The following is a 16,548-nucleotide window of genomic DNA, read 5'->3' as shown; positions in this document are numbered from 1 at the left end:
GCTCGGGTCTCTTATTCTAAAGAGAAGGTGCGGAACAAAAAATGAATGCACAAGAGATTCTAGATGAATTTGAAAAGATATATTATTGGGATGCTCGAGTTCTCGGGTTTGATTGTCGGTATTATGGAGATGAAGTTTCAGTTAAAATTGAGGAAGAAAATGAGGATTATCATCATCTGATTGAATTTTTAGGGTGTATCAAAGTCGACATCTCTGCTCCTTTGAACGACCGCGTGGCACCTATAAAAGAATTAACGAGACTACAGCTACCTTACTTCATGCACGATATCGCTGTCTCGAGTTACATGTTGGACGGAACCGAGGTATTCGTATGTAACCTGTTGTTCCCGCCGGCAAGCGCTGAAATTCATTTCACTAAAATTAGAATCGGGAAGGAATATCATTGATGCTGATCCCGCTTTAACGCATTCATCACCATCGCGATACGTTCCTCGGTCGAGTAGTCACCCTCAATCCTTAGGATGGGACAAGCCAGTTCAGCCAGCCATTGTTCATGCAACGTCTTGCTTCTGACTTCTGTCCCGGCTTGGTCGTAAAGGGCGGCCCAGCTCAAAAACGCTTGTGATTGCTCGTATAGGCTGCCGCCAGCGAGTGCCGCCGCTCCATAGCGCTCGAGCTCCCGTTGTTGCAATCGGGCCAGTCGGACGTCGGGCGGAATCCATAAAAAGATGACTAAAACGGCTATTCGTTCTGGGAAGAGATCGACATGCCGGACGTATATAAAGTGACGTTCGACAACGATGAACTCGTGAGCGTCGAAAAGCTTTGGGACCGTCAAGTAGTGGTGTGAAAGCCGTTCATGCTGTCATAAAAAAGGATGGGGCCGGTCTCGACCCCATCCTTTAAAGTCTACTCTCTATTCAGATACAGGTGGCGGATAAACAAGCCGAGTGCGACCGTCATAATGACGGCCGGAATCAAGCCGACGAGCAACAAGGAACCCATGCGTTCAGTCCTTTCTGAGCGCAGCGAGGCGCTGTGTCATGTCTTGGAACGATTGACCGTCCGAGAGCATGCTCAATTCGCCGGCGACGAGGTCGTTCACTTCACGGTCCCAGTTCTGGCTGAGCGTCGTCTCGAGCGCGGCAAGCTGCGTCGCCGTCCGTTCGACTTGATGACTTCCGACGCGCGCGAGTTGCTCGCGCACCGCCGTCTTCAACAGGGCACTCAAGTCGTCGCGCAGTTTCGTCCGGCCGTCGCCTTCGAAGAACTGGTTCGCGTTCTTATAGTGCTTCAAGACGGGACGGAACGGAGCCGCCTCGAACGTGACCGGGTCGACGGCGTCACGGAACCAATCGATGTCGCTGTCGTCCTCAAACGACAACGTTGGCAGGAGCGGACGCAGTTTGAGCGTCTCGCGCTCGATCAAGCGTTCCGTCTCTCGTTTCAAGAAGCGCTCGAGTCGATATTGGAACACTTGCAACTCTTGATGGATGTCATACGCATACTTGTCGAGCGTCCGGGTGAGGGCGCGCTCGAGGCTCGCTTTCGACCCATCGACCTCGACCGGGTGGAACGTCTCTTTGACGAAGTCCGACAGCCGGAAGAGCGAGCGAGTCTCGAGGTGGGCGAGTAGCTCGTCCGTCTCGCGCTTGAACGGGTCTTCGAGCGTCGTGACGTTGAGACGATTGTCAGACGTGCGCACTTGTTCGAGTTTGCCACGACGGGCTGCCTTGACGCTCGCATCCGCTTCGGCCTCGCTGACGACGTCCTCGAACGCGGCGACGAGGGCATGTGCCTCATCTTTGATGCGGACCGCGTTCGCCTGACGCAAATCGTGGTCGACGAATTGCTCAAGTTTGGCCGAGAATCGGTCGAACCCGGCATCCGTTCCCTGAATGGCGTTTCGGCTCGAGATCGGCAGCACCGTCGGATGACGGACACCGAGCTTCGTCAACTGGTTCGACACATAATCGGTGACGGCGAACCGTTCCGCTTCATCCGCCGCCAAATCTGACGCGTTGACGAGGAAGAACATGTGATGGTCACCTGTCCCTTGGACGCGTCCGAGCTGGATGACGAGTTCTCGGTCGGCCTCGGTGAAGGCGTGATTGTAATACGTCACGAACAAAACGGCATCGGCGTCACGCATATAGCCGAACTGCACCTCGCTATGACGGTTGAACTGCGAGTCGGCACCCGGCGTGTCGACGAAGATGATGCCGCGCTCGGCCCAAGGGGAGTCGATGGCGAGCTCGATCTCTTTGACGATACAGCTCTTCTCTTCCTCCGTGACGAACGAGCAGAACGTGTCATAGTCGACCGTCTCCTGGCTGCCGAGATAGGATAGGGGAGCGTTCTTGACGGCGTTGACGAACGAGTGGTCGAGATGGAGCGCGTCGAGTGACGCCCCGTAATCGTTCAGCTCCGCCTCGAGCTCGGCACGTGTCTTGAACGTGATCAACGCACTTTTGTTGGCACGGCCGTTCGGCGGCACGATTTTCGTGATCGACGCCGTCAGTGGGTTCGGTGACGTCGGGAGCACCGTCTCACCGAGCAACGCGTTCAACGTCGACGACTTGCCGGACGAGAACGCACCGAAGATGGCGAGCGTGTACGTCTCGGATTCGGCCCGGGCCAATTTATGACGGAGCGATTTGACGCGTGACTTGAATAACGGATGGTCCTTTAATATTTCACATACCGCATATTCATACGAAAAATCAAGAGACAAAGCAGTAATATCATCCACCAAAAGCGAGGTCGAAGCAACTTCTTGTTGCTGATGTTCGACTTGTTTCTGCGGCAATTGGTCGGCCGTGACGTAGTGACGGGTCTCAAGGTCCGTCATACGTGAATCAGAGAGGTCACGTGTCGTGTAATGGGTGAGCTCGTCTCGTTGTTCGGAGAGCTGACGTTGTAGCGCCAACGTGTCGAGCATGTCATACAACTCATCTTGCTCGGTCTCGATGGAATGGATTCGGTCTTGGCCTTCAACCTCAAGATACGTTTCGACGGACGTGACCCACGGTTCGGACACTTTCGTCACCCAAGAGGCGAGCGCCGACTCGATGTCGCGGCTGAATTGAAGCACCGTGTCACCACTGAGCGATGCGCCGGACTTCACTTGGTCACTGATGAGCGTGCTCGGTGCGGCCGGTAACGTGTCAGGACGCGACAGAATCGCCTCGGGCAGTTTCAAATCGCGGACGATGTCTTCGGCGTACTTGATCAAGTGGGGGCGAAGGTTCGTATCAATCAATCGGTTGAACTCCTTGACGGCAATGTCTTCACGACGCAGCCGTTCCTGGCGCGTCTTCTCTTTTGAGAAGAACAGGCCGACCTTGAACTCCGGCGCACAACTCTCGAGATAGTCCCGCAACAGTTCGCGGAACTCGTAGTTCATGATCGGCGCGCTCGCGACAATCGGTGTCTGGTGTTTGAAGAACTCGCGGCGGAACGCGGTGAGCCATATCGATTTTTTGTCGAGACGTTGCAGGCGGGCTTGAATCTCCGTCGGCTGCTTCTCGATGACCGGCAACTCGTTCAGGAGCGCGTCGTTCGCACGTGTGGACCGGGCGAGCAACGTGTCAACGAGCAAATCGGCGCGTGCTTCCGCATGTTCCCGCGCGGCGTCGATGACGGTTTGGACGTACGTCCGGAGGCGTTCGACCTCATTTTCCGGGTGATCGAGCTCACGGAGCGAGATGTAAAACATATCGTCCGGATTGATCGCATGGCGGGTGAAGGCGGTCTCGAGCGAACGCTTGAACGTGCTGAACGGAAGCTCTCCTTCATCGTGCTTATCGATTTGGTTGATGATGATCGAGTAGGGACGTCCTTCGGCGCTAAACTGTTTCATCAGTTTAATGTTTTGTTCGGACTGGACGTGATTGTAGTCCATCATGAAGAACAGATGGTCGGCGAGAAAGAGCGAGCGTTCTGTCGCTTGACGGTGCCGTTCATCGGTCGAGTCGATCCCAGGCGTGTCCATAAGGACGACGTCGCTTCCGAACGGGAAGCGGGGCAGGGCGTACTCGACTTCTTTAATCTCTTCGATTTTGCAGTAGTCGCTCAAACGGTCGAGCTCATTCGGCGCGAGTCGAATCCAATCTGTATCGTTGACGGCGACGGATGCCCCGATTTCCCCATGTCGAAGCGTCACGATATTCGCACTCGTCGGAATCGGGCTCGTCGGTAACACACCGTTCCCGAGCCAATTGTTGAGGAGCGTCGACTTCCCGGCCGAGAAATGGCCACAGACCGCGATCCAAATCTCATTTTGTGTCACTTTTCGGAGCCCGGTCTTGGCGAGACGAGCTGACTCGGTCTCAGTTTGCATGTCAAATACGTCGGTCAATTGCGCGAGGCGCATGCGTTGTTCGTTCATAAATCCCCATCCCCTACTTATGATTCCGTCGTGATGCCGACGCGGTGTCTACGATATGTGTTGTTTTCCCAGGCTTGAATGACGAGATCAGCCACATCGTCACGCGAGATTGGTCCCGAGTTTTGCGTCCCGAGCACGTCAGCTGTGATGACGATGTTCCCGACGGACGCATCTTCAATCAATTGGGTCGGGCAGACGATTGTATAATCGAGCGGCGATGCATCGAGCAGTTCATATGCCCGGGCGTGATCCTCGGCCGCGGTCGTCATCGACCGTTTCGACTCGCGGGTCTCGAAACGATAGTTGTCAGAATCATGTGCCTGCAAGATGCCGGCCGTCCCGACCGTCAAGATGCGCGTGATCCCGGCTGCTTGCATCGCTGAGATGATGAGCGGCGTGAAGCGGGACAAGACGTCCTGCTTATCCGTACCGAGCGCCGACATGACGACGTCGGCCGATTTCACCGTTTCTGCGATGGCATCCGCGTCGGTCGCGTCACCAATGATGACCGTGAGACGATCCCTCGGTTCGACCTCGCGACGTGACAACAGTCGGACGTCGTGGCCGTCTTTTAACAAACGTTCAAGCAACCGCATCCCCGTGCGGCCGCTCCCTCCAAATAAAGCAATGGTTGACAAGTAAACCCCTCCCAATCAAGATTAAAGAAAATATCCAACGCCATCATACCACGGAAGCGCTATCGAAACAGGAGACAACGGCTTGAAGTTGTGAGGTTTCAGGGCAGGGTAAGTGGGATACAAAAAGTTAAGACGTGTATAAGGGAGGAAGACACTTCGTTGTCGACACCGCATGAGATTTGGAGCTAGAACCATCAAGACCGGGATATCCGTCGCCTTGGTATTGCTCATCGCCGAGGCATTTCAATTTCAACAGATTGTCGTACCGGCACTCGCGGCCTCGCTCGCATTATTGCCGTCCGTTTATCAGACGGGTGTCCGGCTATTAGAAGAACTAAAAGGGAACTTGATCGGGGCTTTGCTCGCCGTCTTCTCATTAATGTTGACGCCGAACCCGACACCGATCGCCATCGGAGTCGTCATCATCATCGCCATCTCGATCCTTCTCTTCTTGAACCTCGAGTCGACGACCCGGACCGTCATCTTGACGACGATTCTGATTATGGAAGGGGCCAGCCAATCGGACATGCCCGTCTGGATGTTCGCCGGGGAGCGTTACTTGCTCATCATGATGGGGATCACGGTGGCGCTTCTCGTCAATGCGCTCTTGTTCCCGCCGCGCTATGAGCGGAAGCTTGAGGACGAGATCGCGACCGTCTCCCAAATGGCCGTCCGCATCGCGCGACTGTTCTCGGAAACAGAGGGAGGACGCTCGTCATTTGAGTCACTCGATGAGACGAAAAAGAAACATCGAGCCTCAAAGACGACGTACGACTTCTTTGAAGAAGAGATTAAAGCCAACCGCTGGCTCGAGAAGAAGACGCCGATTTATCGCCGGGCCGTCTTGAAGTCGAAGATGATTGATACGAACAGTGCCGCTATCCACGTGCTCGACAAGCTGCATGACGATTTTCTGACACTCGAACATCTACCACCTCAGCTCGAGGACGAATTGATGCGTCATATGCGGCACTTGCTCAGACGGCATGAGCGTCTATTCTCGGCTTATGAATTAGAGAACGAGCACATCATCGACCGGGAAGAGGACTTGATTCACGAGAACTTCGACTTCGCCAAGCTAATGATTGAGAGAATGCGTGAGGAGGAGGAGGACCTCATCCTGACCGTCGTCCCGCTCGTCGCGACGATGACAGATTGGGTCAAGGCGATGAATGAGCTCGAACGCTACCTCATCACCGAGATGAAGAAGCACGGAGACAACCTGAAAGTGGAACCGCGTAAGAAGTGGTTCTTTGAAGACTAAAAAAGGTAAAAAAATAGCATCACCTAACTGGGCTTTTAAAAAGTCAGTTAGGTGATGCTATTTTTATGAGCTGAGCTTGCTTGTTTTTTATTTTCGTCACGTAAGGCGAGAAACGGGTTGAACCCATATAGTGATCTTGCTCCGATAGACTAGAGAGTAAAGCGAGGATGTTTTTAAGCTGCTTCGCCCCTTCTTGGATGCTCAAGTGATTGACATGTCCCTTTTGATCTAATCGGTTCACAAACAGCTCGACCTTCCCGCCGCTTTCAATCAATTCCCGACTGACCAATGCCGTATCCTCTATCAACTCTTCGAACTGATGATGAAGGCCGATTCCATTCGAAGCCGACAAGTCGAGATACACCGTGAACATGTCTTGATTGACCGGCTGGTACAGTTTCGTTTGCAAAGTGGATTTCTTCGCCGTCGCATACCAGTCGATTTGTCTAGACGGTTCATCCTCATAGGGCTTCGAGGAGATTTGTAGTAACCGATCCTTAATTGGAGAATATTTAGAGACGCGCTCACCAAGCTTCAGGTGTGATCGGATACGCTGCGCATGAGTACTTGAAATCGATGGATAGACCGTCCAACGTAAAGGGGGAGCCAAATAGAGTGTCAACGTACCTAACGATAGAGGCAAGTTAATCGTGATGGAGATTTCTGCTATTTCGATGGGCCCCCTTCGATTACCTGTAAGTTCGAAGACGAAATCAGACGGCAGCTCGTCCAATTCGATGATGGTTTCCGTATGCCCCTCTAAGTTTACAACGTAAGGTCCATCCTTTGGCGTACGTATATACGTTTTCGTGCTCATTTCGTTTAAGAGGTGCACGTTCGTCAGTTCAAGGGTGAACTTACAACTTTCGTCCTTGAACAGAATCGAGTCGAACTGTCTCCACGTGACGTCCATTTGTGCAGTCAGTCGTTTCGTGTAACGCTCGATATAAAGACTTGCTGCCAAAAAAACAGCAAGAACGAATGAAAAAATCGAGAGGTACGGCACGAACAACAAGATGACCATCACTGAAAATAAGACGATTTGGATTCGTTTTTCAAGCAAGAAAAATACATTGGTCGTGATGTTCATCGGAGTCACATGCCCATCTCGACCGGGACCGGGACGGTCGCCAAGAGTTCTTCCATGACCACGGCCTTCGAGGACTTGATCTCGCCCTCGAGCGTCAGTGTCAATCGATGTGCGAAAACGTATGGGGCCAAGAACTTGATGTCCTCTGGTGTGACATAGTCACGATTTTGGATATAGGCATAACTTTGAGCGGCTTTCGAGAGCGCGATCGTCGCACGAGGACTGATCCCCGTCTGAACATTCCGGTGACTACGTGACGCGGTCGCGATCGAGACGATATAACGTAACACATCTTTCGAGATGTGGATTTTCATGGCATCGGCTCGATATTGTAGGAGTTGCTCGAAATCGACATTCGCCAGTACCGCCTTCCGAGTCTCGGTGACGGATTCCTCCAACAATTGAAGTTCGAATTCTTCGGTCGGATACCCTGTATGTAGACACATCATGAACCGGTCAAGCTGCGCATCAGGCAAAGAGAAGGTGCCAGATGATTCAATCGGGTTTTGCGTCGCGATGACGAAGAATGGGGTAGGAAGTTGATAGGTCTTGCCCCCGACCGTCACCTGTCGTTCTTCCATCGCTTCGAGCAATGCGGACTGGGTACGTGGGACGGCCCGGTTGATTTCATCGATGAGCACGATGTTGGCGAAGATCGGGCCTTGCTTGTTTTCAAACTCTTGCGTCTTTAGATTGAAAAAATCTGAACCGACAATATCTGACGGTAATAAGTCGGCTGTGAACTGAATTCTTGAAAAGTCGCCGTGGAAACTCGTCGCTAACGTCTTGGCCAACATCGTTTTCCCGGTGCCAGGTACATCTTCTAAGAGCACATGTCCGTTTGCCAACAGCGACGTCACACACAACTCTACTACTGTCGGGTTGCCCAAATAGACTTGGTTGATTTCCTCAATCATCGTACGAATGTTCATCAAGATTTCTCTCCTTTGTAGTGTTGTATATACTGTCTGACAGATACTTTGAAATCATGAAGTGAGCGCTCGTCGATCACGTTCAGTTCTCCATATCGCACATCGGCATAAGGTTTCACAGATTGTTCGAATCGAATGCGTGCAAACCACTCTGAGACGGTCTCGTGAGGTTTTCGTTTTTGAGTGTCGCTCAAGGTGTCATTCAACTCCACGAGTAGTTTCCCAAGCTCAGTATCAGAGGCATAGAGAAAGGTTGGTGTTGTATTGGTCACCGTGTTCATGTTGGCTCGAGATGATAATGGTCTCTCGTCAGCTGAGGACGATGTCGCTTTGCGTCGCCGTTTATCCCACCAATCGTGTACGCGCTTGTAGTTCTTGAGAAATAAAATGAGCAAGAAAGCTATAACGGCCCATTTCAGGACGTCTGAAGTATCCCCTTGGTCTTCACCAGACGTCTTTTTCTCAAACCGTTCTTTCGACAAAAGATCATACCACTTCGGTATATCATTAGTATCCTCTAGATTCTCTGTTTTATCTTTAAAGGTTGCCAATTCACCGTCGATGTACCTTGGATTTCCCGACATGTCTTGTTGGGTCGGGCGATCTACAATCATTGTATAAAGGAAAGTACCCCCGATTTTAAATAAAGCGACGATGATTAAGGTCGATATGATGAAATAATACATTTTTCTTTTCTGCATAAGCCCTCCTTCATCGATAAGTCTCTATGATAACTTAGTCTTCTTAAAGGAATTCAATGTATACTTATATATTCCTTTATAATAAAAAAATGTTAACAATTGAAAAATAATACATTTAAAAGCGAATCACCAGATTGGCTAATTCACCGTATAATGAAAACATAATAAATATTATTGGGGAGTGGCAAATGAAGGTCCATTTACTGCACACTACAAAATTTTGGAACATCCGCGTCGGCACAGACGAGTTCGTCGTCCAGTATGGAAAGCTCGGTACGGTCGGTAAAGTCCAACTAAAGTCTTTTGATACGGCAGAAGAGTGTAAGAAAGAAGCCGACAAACTCGTCCGTCAAAAACTAAAGAAAGGGTACGTTGAGGTCGAGTACGACTGGGACAACCATCTTTACTTAGATGACCCAGAGATCGGCCCGCATCCGTTGACGGCCCACCCGGCGTTTATGCAACATTTCCAGGAAGACTTTTATTTAGACTGTACGGACGAGTTCGCGCCGTTCGGGAGCGATGAAGGGGCCGACGTCCTCGACATGTTCGGAGAAGCGCTTCGAAAAGAGCAGGACTTCGATTTTCTGGAAGGGGCGTATGCCGTCCTGTCTGACTGGCTCGAGGAAGACATCTCGACGCCGGACGACTGGATGTTGAACGGAGATCGTTTCGTGTGTGACGTCGTCATCCTCGCGAGCGCGTTCGCTTCAATCAAACTGACCGGACGAATCACAGATGCGTTGAAACGTTCTGCCCATGAAGCGTTAACCACAATCGTCGAGGAAGTCGAGCCTGAGGATACGCATCGGTTTCAGCTAATCAACGAACAGCTCACCACTTTCCCCGTGTCGAAATGAAACTTTTTCAGAAAAACGGCGTATACTAAAGAGAGAGAAGGACAAACGTCCGAACGAATAGGGGGAAACACCAATGTCAGACATAGAAACAACACCGACATCATTCAGCGGCACATTGCCAATCGAGGCACGCACCGTCTTCCGACTGTCGAGCGCGATCTTTTATCTCATTGGGCTCGTCATCACAGGTGGCCTCGTCGCCGCCGCGCTTTATTTTGACTGGCCGACATGGCTGCAATATACGATGTACGCCTTACTCGCCATCGACCTCATCTATAGTGTGATTGATATTGTCGTCTTCCAAAAATGGAAGCAAGAGCGGTTCACGTATGATGTGAAACCACTCGAGATTCGCTTGCATCATGGCGTCATCACGACAAACGACGTGTTGATCCCGATGACGAAAGTACAATACGTCCACGCCCAGCAAGGCCCGCTGCTACGAAAGTACGGCTTGCAGACGATCACGATTGGAACGGCGGCCGGGTCTCACGACATTTATGCAATCGAGGAGTCGTTCGCGAAGACGCTTCGTGAACAGATTGCGATCTACGCCCGCATCGAGGAGGAGGATGTCGTATGACGGAAGCCGCCCTCACGTGGCATCGGCTGCCGAGCCGCGTTTTACTGTTACGGGTATTAGAGGTCATCAAGTCGTTCGCCATCCCACTCATTATCTTGTTCGTCTTGAACAATGACTGGGAGTCGACGTTCGGCATCATCTTGCGGGTCGGGATTCTGCTCTTTCTCGGGCTCGATGTCCTGCAGAAGTTCTTTGGCTGGCTCAACTTCCGGTATGCGCTCGATGAGAAGACGGTATACATCATCGACGGTAATTGGATCAAGAAAGAGAAGTCGCTTCCGCTCTATAAGATTCAGAGCGTCCACTCGAACAGCCCATTTTTGTACCGTTTGCTCGGCGTCGTCGAATTGACGTTCGACACGAACGCGAACAGTGACGATGCCTCGTTCAAGCTGGCCGGTGTCTTCCCGAACGAGGCGAAGCGGCTCGAGGACATTCTCGACCACGTCCGTCATCGGAAAACAGAAACTGCCTCACCGATAGAAGGAGAGGCTGAAGCAACGTCAGAACCGCTATCAATCGAAAAGCCGGCAAGTCGGTTGTTATATGCACTATCGACACGAGAAATCATTATCGCCTCGTTGACATCACTATCGGTCTTCGCGATTTTCCCTGTCGCTTCGACAATCATCTCGTCCATCGATGACTTCATCAATCTCGACGGGACGTTCGATACAATCGGCGATTGGGTCGTCCACGCGTCGATTATCGCGATTGGCCTGCTCGTCCTGACGGTCCTGATATTGTCGGTCGTCATCGGCATGGTCATCAACTTCTTGAAATACGGGAACTTCCGGCTCGAACGACGCGGGGACCGCATCCGCGTTGAGAAAGGACTGCTCAACCGTTCCGCTAAAGAGATCCCATACGAGAAGATTCAAGCGGTCCGGGTCAAAGAGACGTTCATTCGGCGCTGGTTCAACATCGTCGGTGTCGAACTCGTCGCGGCCGGGACGATGGACGAGTTGAAAGACGAATCGTCAACCATCCTCCCGTTCGTGAAACGGGAGCGGGCGATGACCGTGTTGAACGAGCACTTCGACCAGTTCGTCTGGTCTGACACGCTTCATCGCTTGCCAAAACGTTCGCTCTGGGTCAAACTGCTACGCATCAGCTGGGTCGGACTCATCGTCTCGGGTGTCGTTTTGTATTTCTTCCGCGATTACGCCTGGTGGCTCGTCCTACTGTGGGCCATCATTATCGGCGGTCGCCTATTGAGCTATATGACGACGCGCTACGCTCGCAACGGTCAGTTCATCGAGCTGCGGACAGGGGCCTTCAACGTCAGTTCATTCTTGACGGACAAGCCGCGGATCGAACAGGTCCAAGTGACACAGACGCCACTCCAACGCCGTTTCGATGTATGTAACGTCCTGTTCTCGACACGGGGTGGCTTGCTATCGAATGAGATGATCGAGGACATCCCGAAGCAAGAGGCGGACGCCATGATGAACTGGTTCTCCCGCTATACGGTAGAGGAAGATATGAAAACACCGGGCTAACGCCCGATTATCGACGAGCCCAGTCGCGTAGTGCGATTGGGCTCGTCGATAATCCTCTTAATGCAATCGCACGAACATGAGCTTGAAGTTGATCATCTTTTGTGTGAGCACGAAAAAAGCATGGCGCGTGTAGGTCACACGGGCCATGCTTTCTCATGAACAGCATTTGGAGAGACTTTTGGGAGAATGATTGTGAACGTCGTTTCTCTTGGTTGGCTCGTCACGTGAATCTCGCCCTCGTGTAAATCGATGATGGACTTGGCGATGGCAAGACCGAGACCTGATCCGCCGGTGTAATGCGCGCGTGACTGTTCCACTCTAAAAAATCGCTCAAACACGTAAGGGATGTCACGGGAGGGGATGGCCTCCTCGCCGTAGTTCGTCATGTTGATAAGAACCGCTTCATCCGTATCGTCGATGAACATATCGATATACGTTCCGTCACGCCCGTAACGAATCGCATTCTCAAGTATATTCTCAAACACACGGACGAGCTTTAACGCATCCCCTTCCACGATGGGACGTTCGGCTGAGGAGCTGAATCGAGCTTCCATTCCAACTTCCGAGAGACGTAACGTCGACTGCATGATGAGCTGATTGAGCAATTCATCGAGACGGACCTCGCTTGTCTGGAGGGCGATCCGATCGTTTTGTAGAAACGTATAGTCAAAGATATCGTTAATCAAGCCTTTCAGATGGGTCGCGTTCTCATGGATGACGTGGATGTAATGTCGCAATTCCACCTCGTCCCGATAGCGGTCGCTGTGAATCAAGTCAAGATAACCCGTGATCGACGTGAGCGGGGAGCGCAAGTCGTGGGCGACGTTCGTCACGAGCTCATGTTTCAAACGATCCGCTTGAAGCACTTCTTGCTCCGCTTTTGCCGCACTGTCCGAGATGGCGCGAACGGTTGCCATCAACCGGTCTAGCTCTGGTGGAACAGATCGTTCAACCGAATCGCGGTCGGCATGGAGTTCTTCGACAAGTGACGTCATCCGCTCAATGTGAAACTGTAAATATCGTTTGCGCTCATATTGATAAATCAACACGAGACAAACGATGACCACCAGACTGTAAAACATGACGATGACACCTTCCCGGAAATACGACAACACGATGATCAGACTCTCCACAAATCGTGATGACTCTTCAAAGTACCAGACGGCAGGCAGTAACAACACACCGCTCAATGTGGCGACCCCGAAAGCAATCACTACATACAGCAGACGTTTCCATATCGGGATGAACGTTATGACGCGCCATATATTATGTCTCAATTTTATATCCCACTCCCCACACCGTATGAATGATGACCTCATGTGGCACGACAGCATGTAATTTCTCGCGGATGTTACTGATATGAACCATCACCGTCTGATTCGACCCGACGCCATGCTCTTGCCAGACCGTCTCAAATATCTCTTCAGAGCTGTACACCCGGCCTTTATGTTTCGCCAGTAAATACAAAATCTCAAATTCACGTGCCGTCAATCGAATCGTCTGATCTTGCATCGTGACAGTGTGACTGGCTCGATCGATCAGAAAGGGACCAGCTTGCACACTTGAGGACTCGCTTGGTCGGTTATAGTTTGAACGGCGCAGCAATGCTTTAATACGTGCCATCAACTCGAGCGGATTGAATGGTTTGATGATGTAGTCATCGACTCCCGTCGTCAATCCCAATATCTTATCCATATCACCCACTTTGGCACTGACCATTAAGATCGGAATTTGGCTCGTCTGGCGCACCCGCTTACAAAATTCAAGCCCATCCATCCGAGGCATCATCCAATCTAAAATGATTAAGTCAAACGATTCTTGGTTGAACAAGTCAAGCGCCATTTCCCCGTCGGTTGCCATCGTCGTGTGATACCCGTCATTTTTTACATACACATCAATCAGTTCTGCGATTTGGACATCATCATCCACTAACAAGATTTTTGTCATGCTTGAAACTCCCTCGCGAATTAAAGTTGGAAATTCTGATACAAACGTCGGAACGGGGCGTATTGGACGACGAAGCGAACGAGTAAGAACCCTAAGAGCGCCCCGAACGCATTTGCCAATAAATCATTCACATCCGTGCTTCGTCCACTGCCTAGTGTCGTGCGCACCAATAATTGAATCAGTTCAAGGATCAGACTAAACTGAAATCCTAATTTAAGTACTTCTTTTTTCGTGATCGACGGTTTCAAAAATGGAAGATAACAGCCGAACGGGAGGAACATCACGATATTCAGTACAAATGAATACAAGTCGATGGTCAAAATCGGAATGAAATTGATTGTTCTCCACCATGGGACTTGGTTCGCATATTTTCCTAAATTGACGTCAATCGGGAAGAACACAAAGTGAAGGACACCTAATAAGTATATCCCGAATGATAGAAGCAAAATAGTTTGAGCAGCTTTTACATGTTGCTTGCGAAATGACCAGATGAGTAACGTGATGAGACCGAGGATGGCGAGTGGGATGAGAACGACCCCTGATTCGATTGTGAACATAACTGAATAATTCTGATTATACATGGGAATAAACCTCCTAAGAATTTGAACTGTCTTCAGTGTAGATGGCAGATTTAAAGAATTCTTAAAGGAGTCATAAATGAAATCTAAAAAAGGCAAAGCGCTTTGCCTCGAACTGTTGAACAATCAATCAAGAAGCTTGGTCTCGGATCGATGCCGGGCGTCTTGCGATCATTCGTCACGTCAACTTCACCGTTTTCGCGTTTCTGTTGCTGAAAAATGGGAACAAGTATGGTATGATGCAAGTAGAAAGAGACCGGTGCTGGACACACCGGCCTCTGGCTTACAGGCTACCACTTTAAGAGTGGTCCCAGCCGCCACAATGGTTAGTGAATCAGAAAGTGACCCATCTCATTGCGCCGAGGGGGTCATTTTTTTGTGCGTTCAGACGTTGCACGATCGGATGTTTGGTGTAATACCAAGTGAACGATAATCGGAGCGAGGATCGGGACGATCACATAATCGCCGACCCAGGTCCATAGTTGTTCCATCCGCACCACCGCCTTCCTCCATTGTGGACTTGGCGGCTGACCCCACTATTGCTGCGTTAACCTGCCTCTTCATTATAGCAGATTCTTGTCAAAAAAGATGCTAAAAACAGGAACGTTTGTTCTTGTTTTATAAAATGAACCTTTCGTCTGAATGGGTCTCATGACTGGGTCCAAAGATGGATTTGAACCAAGATTGTCTTGCATGTCAGAGGTCAGACAGGATATAATTTACCTCGTGTGTATAACCACATGGGTGGGTGAGGGTGCCAATAAAGGATTGATTCCTATGGCAAAACAAACAGAATGGAAAACAGAAACATACGGGGGCGTGCTGAACTTTCTGGCGACAGCATACATCCCGGCCGTTCACGCGGCAATCTTGACACAAGCCGGACTCCCGTTCGAGGGAGCGCTCGTCGGAGCAATTTTGACAAGCATCATCGGAACGTTCATCGCAGGACTGTTCAACTTGCCGCTGCTCCTGTTACCAGGGATGGGCATCAACGCGTTGTTCACGTACACGCTCGTCCTGCAGATGGGGCTGAGCTGGCAAGGCGCGCTCGCTGTCTCGTTCGTCTCAGGGGCGCTCGTCGTCCTGTTGACGGTGACGAAGGTGGCGAGGAAACTCGCGAACGCATTCCCACCGATTATTCATGACGGATTGACGGTCGGACTCGGCCTGTTCCTCATCTTGATCGGACTCGAGGCGGCGGGGATCGTCTCGGGCGGTGGTGGGGCACTGCTTCATATCGGAGACCTCGGGGAACGGCCGGTGCAGGTCGCGTTCCTGTCGCTCTTCGTCGCCATCCTTCTCTTCTTGAAGATGGGGCCGAGCAGTTTCCTATGGACGATCGCGTTCGGGGTCGGCTTGAGCGCCGTCATGGGAACGCTCGACTGGACCGGTGAGTTCGCGCTCATGCCGTTCTTCGAGTCGTTCGGCACCGTGTTCGGCAACGTCTCGTTCGCCGAGTCGGCGTCACCGATCTTCCTTGTCGCCGTCGGCGTATTGACGCTCGTCTTGCTGATCGAGAACATCAGCCTAATCCAGAATCAGACGCGCGCCATCAGCAAGGATGCGGACGCACCGAAAGGGCTCGTCGCCCAAGGGTTGTCGACGATGGCCGGTGCCATGTTCGGCTCGAGCCCGACCGTCTCGACGGTCGAGGTCGCGGCCGGCATCTCGGTCGGCGCACGGGGCGGCATCGCCTCGTTCGTGACGTCAGGCCTGTACGTCGTCTCGCTCTTGTTGCTGCCGCTGTTCGCGATCATTCCGGTGACGGCGATTGCGCCGGTGTTGGTCATCATCGGCATGATGATGTTCCAGAACGTGAAGCATCTCCCGCTCGACAATTGGGAGCATGCCTTCCCGGCGATTCTCGTCATCATCATGATTCCGTTCACGTATTCCATCGTCGATGGCATCGGGCTCGGATTCATCGCCTACACGATGATTGTCTTGTTCAAGAAGGGCTATCGATCGCTCAGTCCGGTCGTCGGTGTCTTGACCGTATTGTTCTTGGTTTTCTTTTCTTTACCAGTCTGGCTATAAGATAGGGCGGTGCCGTGTATACGGTGCCGCTTTTTTTGTATGATGAAACAAAGGAGGTGTTT

Annotated in this window: 14 protein-coding genes and 1 pseudogene; 6 read left to right on the top strand and 9 right to left on the bottom strand. The window is 51.4% G+C overall.

The annotated features are described in order from the left end of the window. The first annotated feature begins 41 nt into the window (after positions 1 to 41). Complete coding sequence (locus KNP85_RS08200) at positions 42 to 407, top strand: hypothetical protein (RefSeq protein ID WP_214756625.1); 366 nt, start codon at positions 42 to 44, stop codon at positions 405 to 407. Here the strand turns inward: KNP85_RS08200 and KNP85_RS08195 are convergent. From KNP85_RS08195 to KNP85_RS08185, 3 genes and pseudogenes are all read right to left on the bottom strand, one after another. Continuing rightward, positions 401 to 697: pseudogene (locus tag KNP85_RS08195) on the bottom strand (P-loop NTPase family protein); the annotation flags it as partial. The gene KNP85_RS08200 and the pseudogene KNP85_RS08195 sit on opposite strands and share 7 nt — an antisense overlap. A gap of 273 nt (positions 698 to 970) precedes the next feature. Continuing rightward, the gene (locus KNP85_RS08190) at positions 971 to 4,351 is read right to left on the bottom strand and encodes a dynamin family protein (RefSeq protein WP_214802620.1); all 3,381 of its coding nucleotides are present in this window, start codon (positions 4,349 to 4,351) and stop codon (positions 971 to 973) included. A gap of 17 nt (positions 4,352 to 4,368) precedes the next feature. Further along, complete coding sequence (locus KNP85_RS08185; protein ID WP_082665700.1) at positions 4,369 to 4,989, bottom strand: NAD(P)-dependent oxidoreductase; 621 nt, start codon at positions 4,987 to 4,989, stop codon at positions 4,369 to 4,371. Positions 4,990 to 5,161: 172 nt separating this feature from the next. On the opposite strand from KNP85_RS08185, the gene KNP85_RS08180 reads away from it, so the two are divergent. Further along, positions 5,162 to 6,253 (top strand): FUSC family protein, encoded by a 1,092-nt coding sequence (locus KNP85_RS08180; protein ID WP_214802617.1) that lies wholly within the window; start codon positions 5,162 to 5,164, stop codon positions 6,251 to 6,253. Between the two features lie 43 nt (positions 6,254 to 6,296). Here the strand turns inward: KNP85_RS08180 and KNP85_RS08175 are convergent, their stop codons facing one another. From KNP85_RS08175 to KNP85_RS08165, 3 genes are read right to left on the bottom strand one after another with little or no spacing between them, the layout of a single operon-like run. Further along, positions 6,297 to 7,343 (bottom strand): DUF58 domain-containing protein, encoded by a 1,047-nt coding sequence (locus KNP85_RS08175; protein WP_214802614.1) that lies wholly within the window; start codon positions 7,341 to 7,343, stop codon positions 6,297 to 6,299. Positions 7,344 to 7,348: 5 nt separating this feature from the next. After that, positions 7,349 to 8,275, bottom strand: a complete 927-nt coding sequence (locus tag KNP85_RS08170; protein WP_214802611.1) for an AAA family ATPase — start codon at positions 8,273 to 8,275, stop codon at positions 7,349 to 7,351. Then, a complete protein-coding gene (locus KNP85_RS08165; RefSeq protein WP_131472721.1) occupies positions 8,275 to 8,976 on the bottom strand; it encodes a hypothetical protein in 702 nt (233 codons plus the stop codon). Before KNP85_RS08165 ends, KNP85_RS08170 begins: the two co-directional genes overlap by 1 nt. A 188-nt stretch (positions 8,977 to 9,164) precedes the next feature. Here KNP85_RS08165 and KNP85_RS08160 point away from each other — a divergent pair, with 188 nt between their 5' ends. The 3 genes from KNP85_RS08160 (at position 9,165) to KNP85_RS08150 (ending at position 11,921) form a co-directional block, all read left to right on the top strand. Next, the gene (locus KNP85_RS08160; RefSeq protein WP_131472719.1) at positions 9,165 to 9,836 is read left to right on the top strand and encodes a WGR domain-containing protein; all 672 of its coding nucleotides are present in this window, start codon (positions 9,165 to 9,167) and stop codon (positions 9,834 to 9,836) included. A gap of 73 nt (positions 9,837 to 9,909) precedes the next feature. Then, positions 9,910 to 10,419: a PH domain-containing protein gene (locus tag KNP85_RS08155; RefSeq protein WP_214797479.1), complete on the top strand. Its 510-nt coding sequence runs from the start codon at positions 9,910 to 9,912 to the stop codon at positions 10,417 to 10,419. Next, positions 10,416 to 11,921, top strand: coding sequence for a PH domain-containing protein (locus KNP85_RS08150; protein WP_214802608.1), 1,506 nt, complete (start codon positions 10,416 to 10,418; stop codon positions 11,919 to 11,921). The genes KNP85_RS08155 and KNP85_RS08150 overlap by 4 nt, the downstream gene beginning before the upstream one ends. Positions 11,922 to 12,055: 134 nt before the next feature. Here the strand turns inward: KNP85_RS08150 and KNP85_RS08145 are convergent, their stop codons facing one another. From KNP85_RS08145 to KNP85_RS08135, 3 genes are read right to left on the bottom strand one after another with little or no spacing between them, the layout of a single operon-like run. Next, positions 12,056 to 13,198 carry a sensor histidine kinase gene (locus KNP85_RS08145; RefSeq protein WP_251136265.1) on the bottom strand — a complete coding sequence of 381 codons (1,143 nt, stop codon included), beginning with the start codon at positions 13,196 to 13,198 and terminating at the stop codon, positions 12,056 to 12,058. Further along, positions 13,188 to 13,868 (bottom strand): response regulator transcription factor, encoded by a 681-nt coding sequence (locus KNP85_RS08140; RefSeq protein ID WP_214802591.1) that lies wholly within the window; start codon positions 13,866 to 13,868, stop codon positions 13,188 to 13,190. Before KNP85_RS08140 ends, KNP85_RS08145 begins: the two co-directional genes overlap by 11 nt. Before the next feature lie 20 nt (positions 13,869 to 13,888). Then, positions 13,889 to 14,449 carry a VanZ family protein gene (locus KNP85_RS08135; RefSeq protein WP_214802589.1) on the bottom strand — a complete coding sequence of 187 codons (561 nt, stop codon included), beginning with the start codon at positions 14,447 to 14,449 and terminating at the stop codon, positions 13,889 to 13,891. Between the two features lie 774 nt (positions 14,450 to 15,223). On the opposite strand from KNP85_RS08135, the gene KNP85_RS08130 reads away from it, so the two are divergent. Next, on the top strand, positions 15,224 to 16,486 hold the full coding sequence (locus KNP85_RS08130; RefSeq protein ID WP_214802586.1) for an NCS2 family permease: 1,263 nt from the start codon (positions 15,224 to 15,226) through the stop codon (positions 16,484 to 16,486). Positions 16,487 to 16,548: the final 62 nt, after the last annotated feature.

The organism is Exiguobacterium sp. s194 (assembly GCF_018618275.1).
In the GTDB taxonomy this organism is placed as follows: Bacteria; Bacillota; Bacilli; order Exiguobacteriales; family Exiguobacteriaceae; genus Exiguobacterium; species Exiguobacterium chiriqhucha.
Note: the sequence above shows the minus strand (reverse complement) of the source record. Positions and strands in the feature narration are given on the sequence as shown.

Excerpts from the sequence above, each read along its gene's own strand:
- KNP85_RS08165 (WP_131472721.1), bottom strand. The coding sequence starts at position 8,976 with ATGCAGAAAAGAAAAATGTATTATTTCATCATATCGACCTTAATCATC.
- KNP85_RS08155 (WP_214797479.1), top strand. The coding sequence starts at position 9,910 with ATGTCAGACATAGAAACAACACCGACATCATTCAGCGGCACATTGCCA.
- KNP85_RS08170 (WP_214802611.1), bottom strand. The coding sequence starts at position 8,275 with ATGAACATTCGTACGATGATTGAGGAAATCAACCAAGTCTATTTGGGC.
- KNP85_RS08150 (WP_214802608.1), top strand. The coding sequence starts at position 10,416 with ATGACGGAAGCCGCCCTCACGTGGCATCGGCTGCCGAGCCGCGTTTTA.
- KNP85_RS08190 (WP_214802620.1), bottom strand. The coding sequence starts at position 4,351 with ATGAACGAACAACGCATGCGCCTCGCGCAATTGACCGACGTATTTGAC.
- KNP85_RS08140 (WP_214802591.1), bottom strand. The coding sequence starts at position 13,868 with ATGACAAAAATCTTGTTAGTGGATGATGATGTCCAAATCGCAGAACTG.
- KNP85_RS08135 (WP_214802589.1), bottom strand. The coding sequence starts at position 14,449 with ATGTATAATCAGAATTATTCAGTTATGTTCACAATCGAATCAGGGGTC.
- KNP85_RS08160 (WP_131472719.1), top strand. The coding sequence starts at position 9,165 with ATGAAGGTCCATTTACTGCACACTACAAAATTTTGGAACATCCGCGTC.
- KNP85_RS08180 (WP_214802617.1), top strand. The coding sequence starts at position 5,162 with ATGAGATTTGGAGCTAGAACCATCAAGACCGGGATATCCGTCGCCTTG.
- KNP85_RS08175 (WP_214802614.1), bottom strand. The coding sequence starts at position 7,343 with ATGAACATCACGACCAATGTATTTTTCTTGCTTGAAAAACGAATCCAA.
- KNP85_RS08130 (WP_214802586.1), top strand. The coding sequence starts at position 15,224 with ATGGCAAAACAAACAGAATGGAAAACAGAAACATACGGGGGCGTGCTG.
- KNP85_RS08200 (WP_214756625.1), top strand. The coding sequence starts at position 42 with ATGAATGCACAAGAGATTCTAGATGAATTTGAAAAGATATATTATTGG.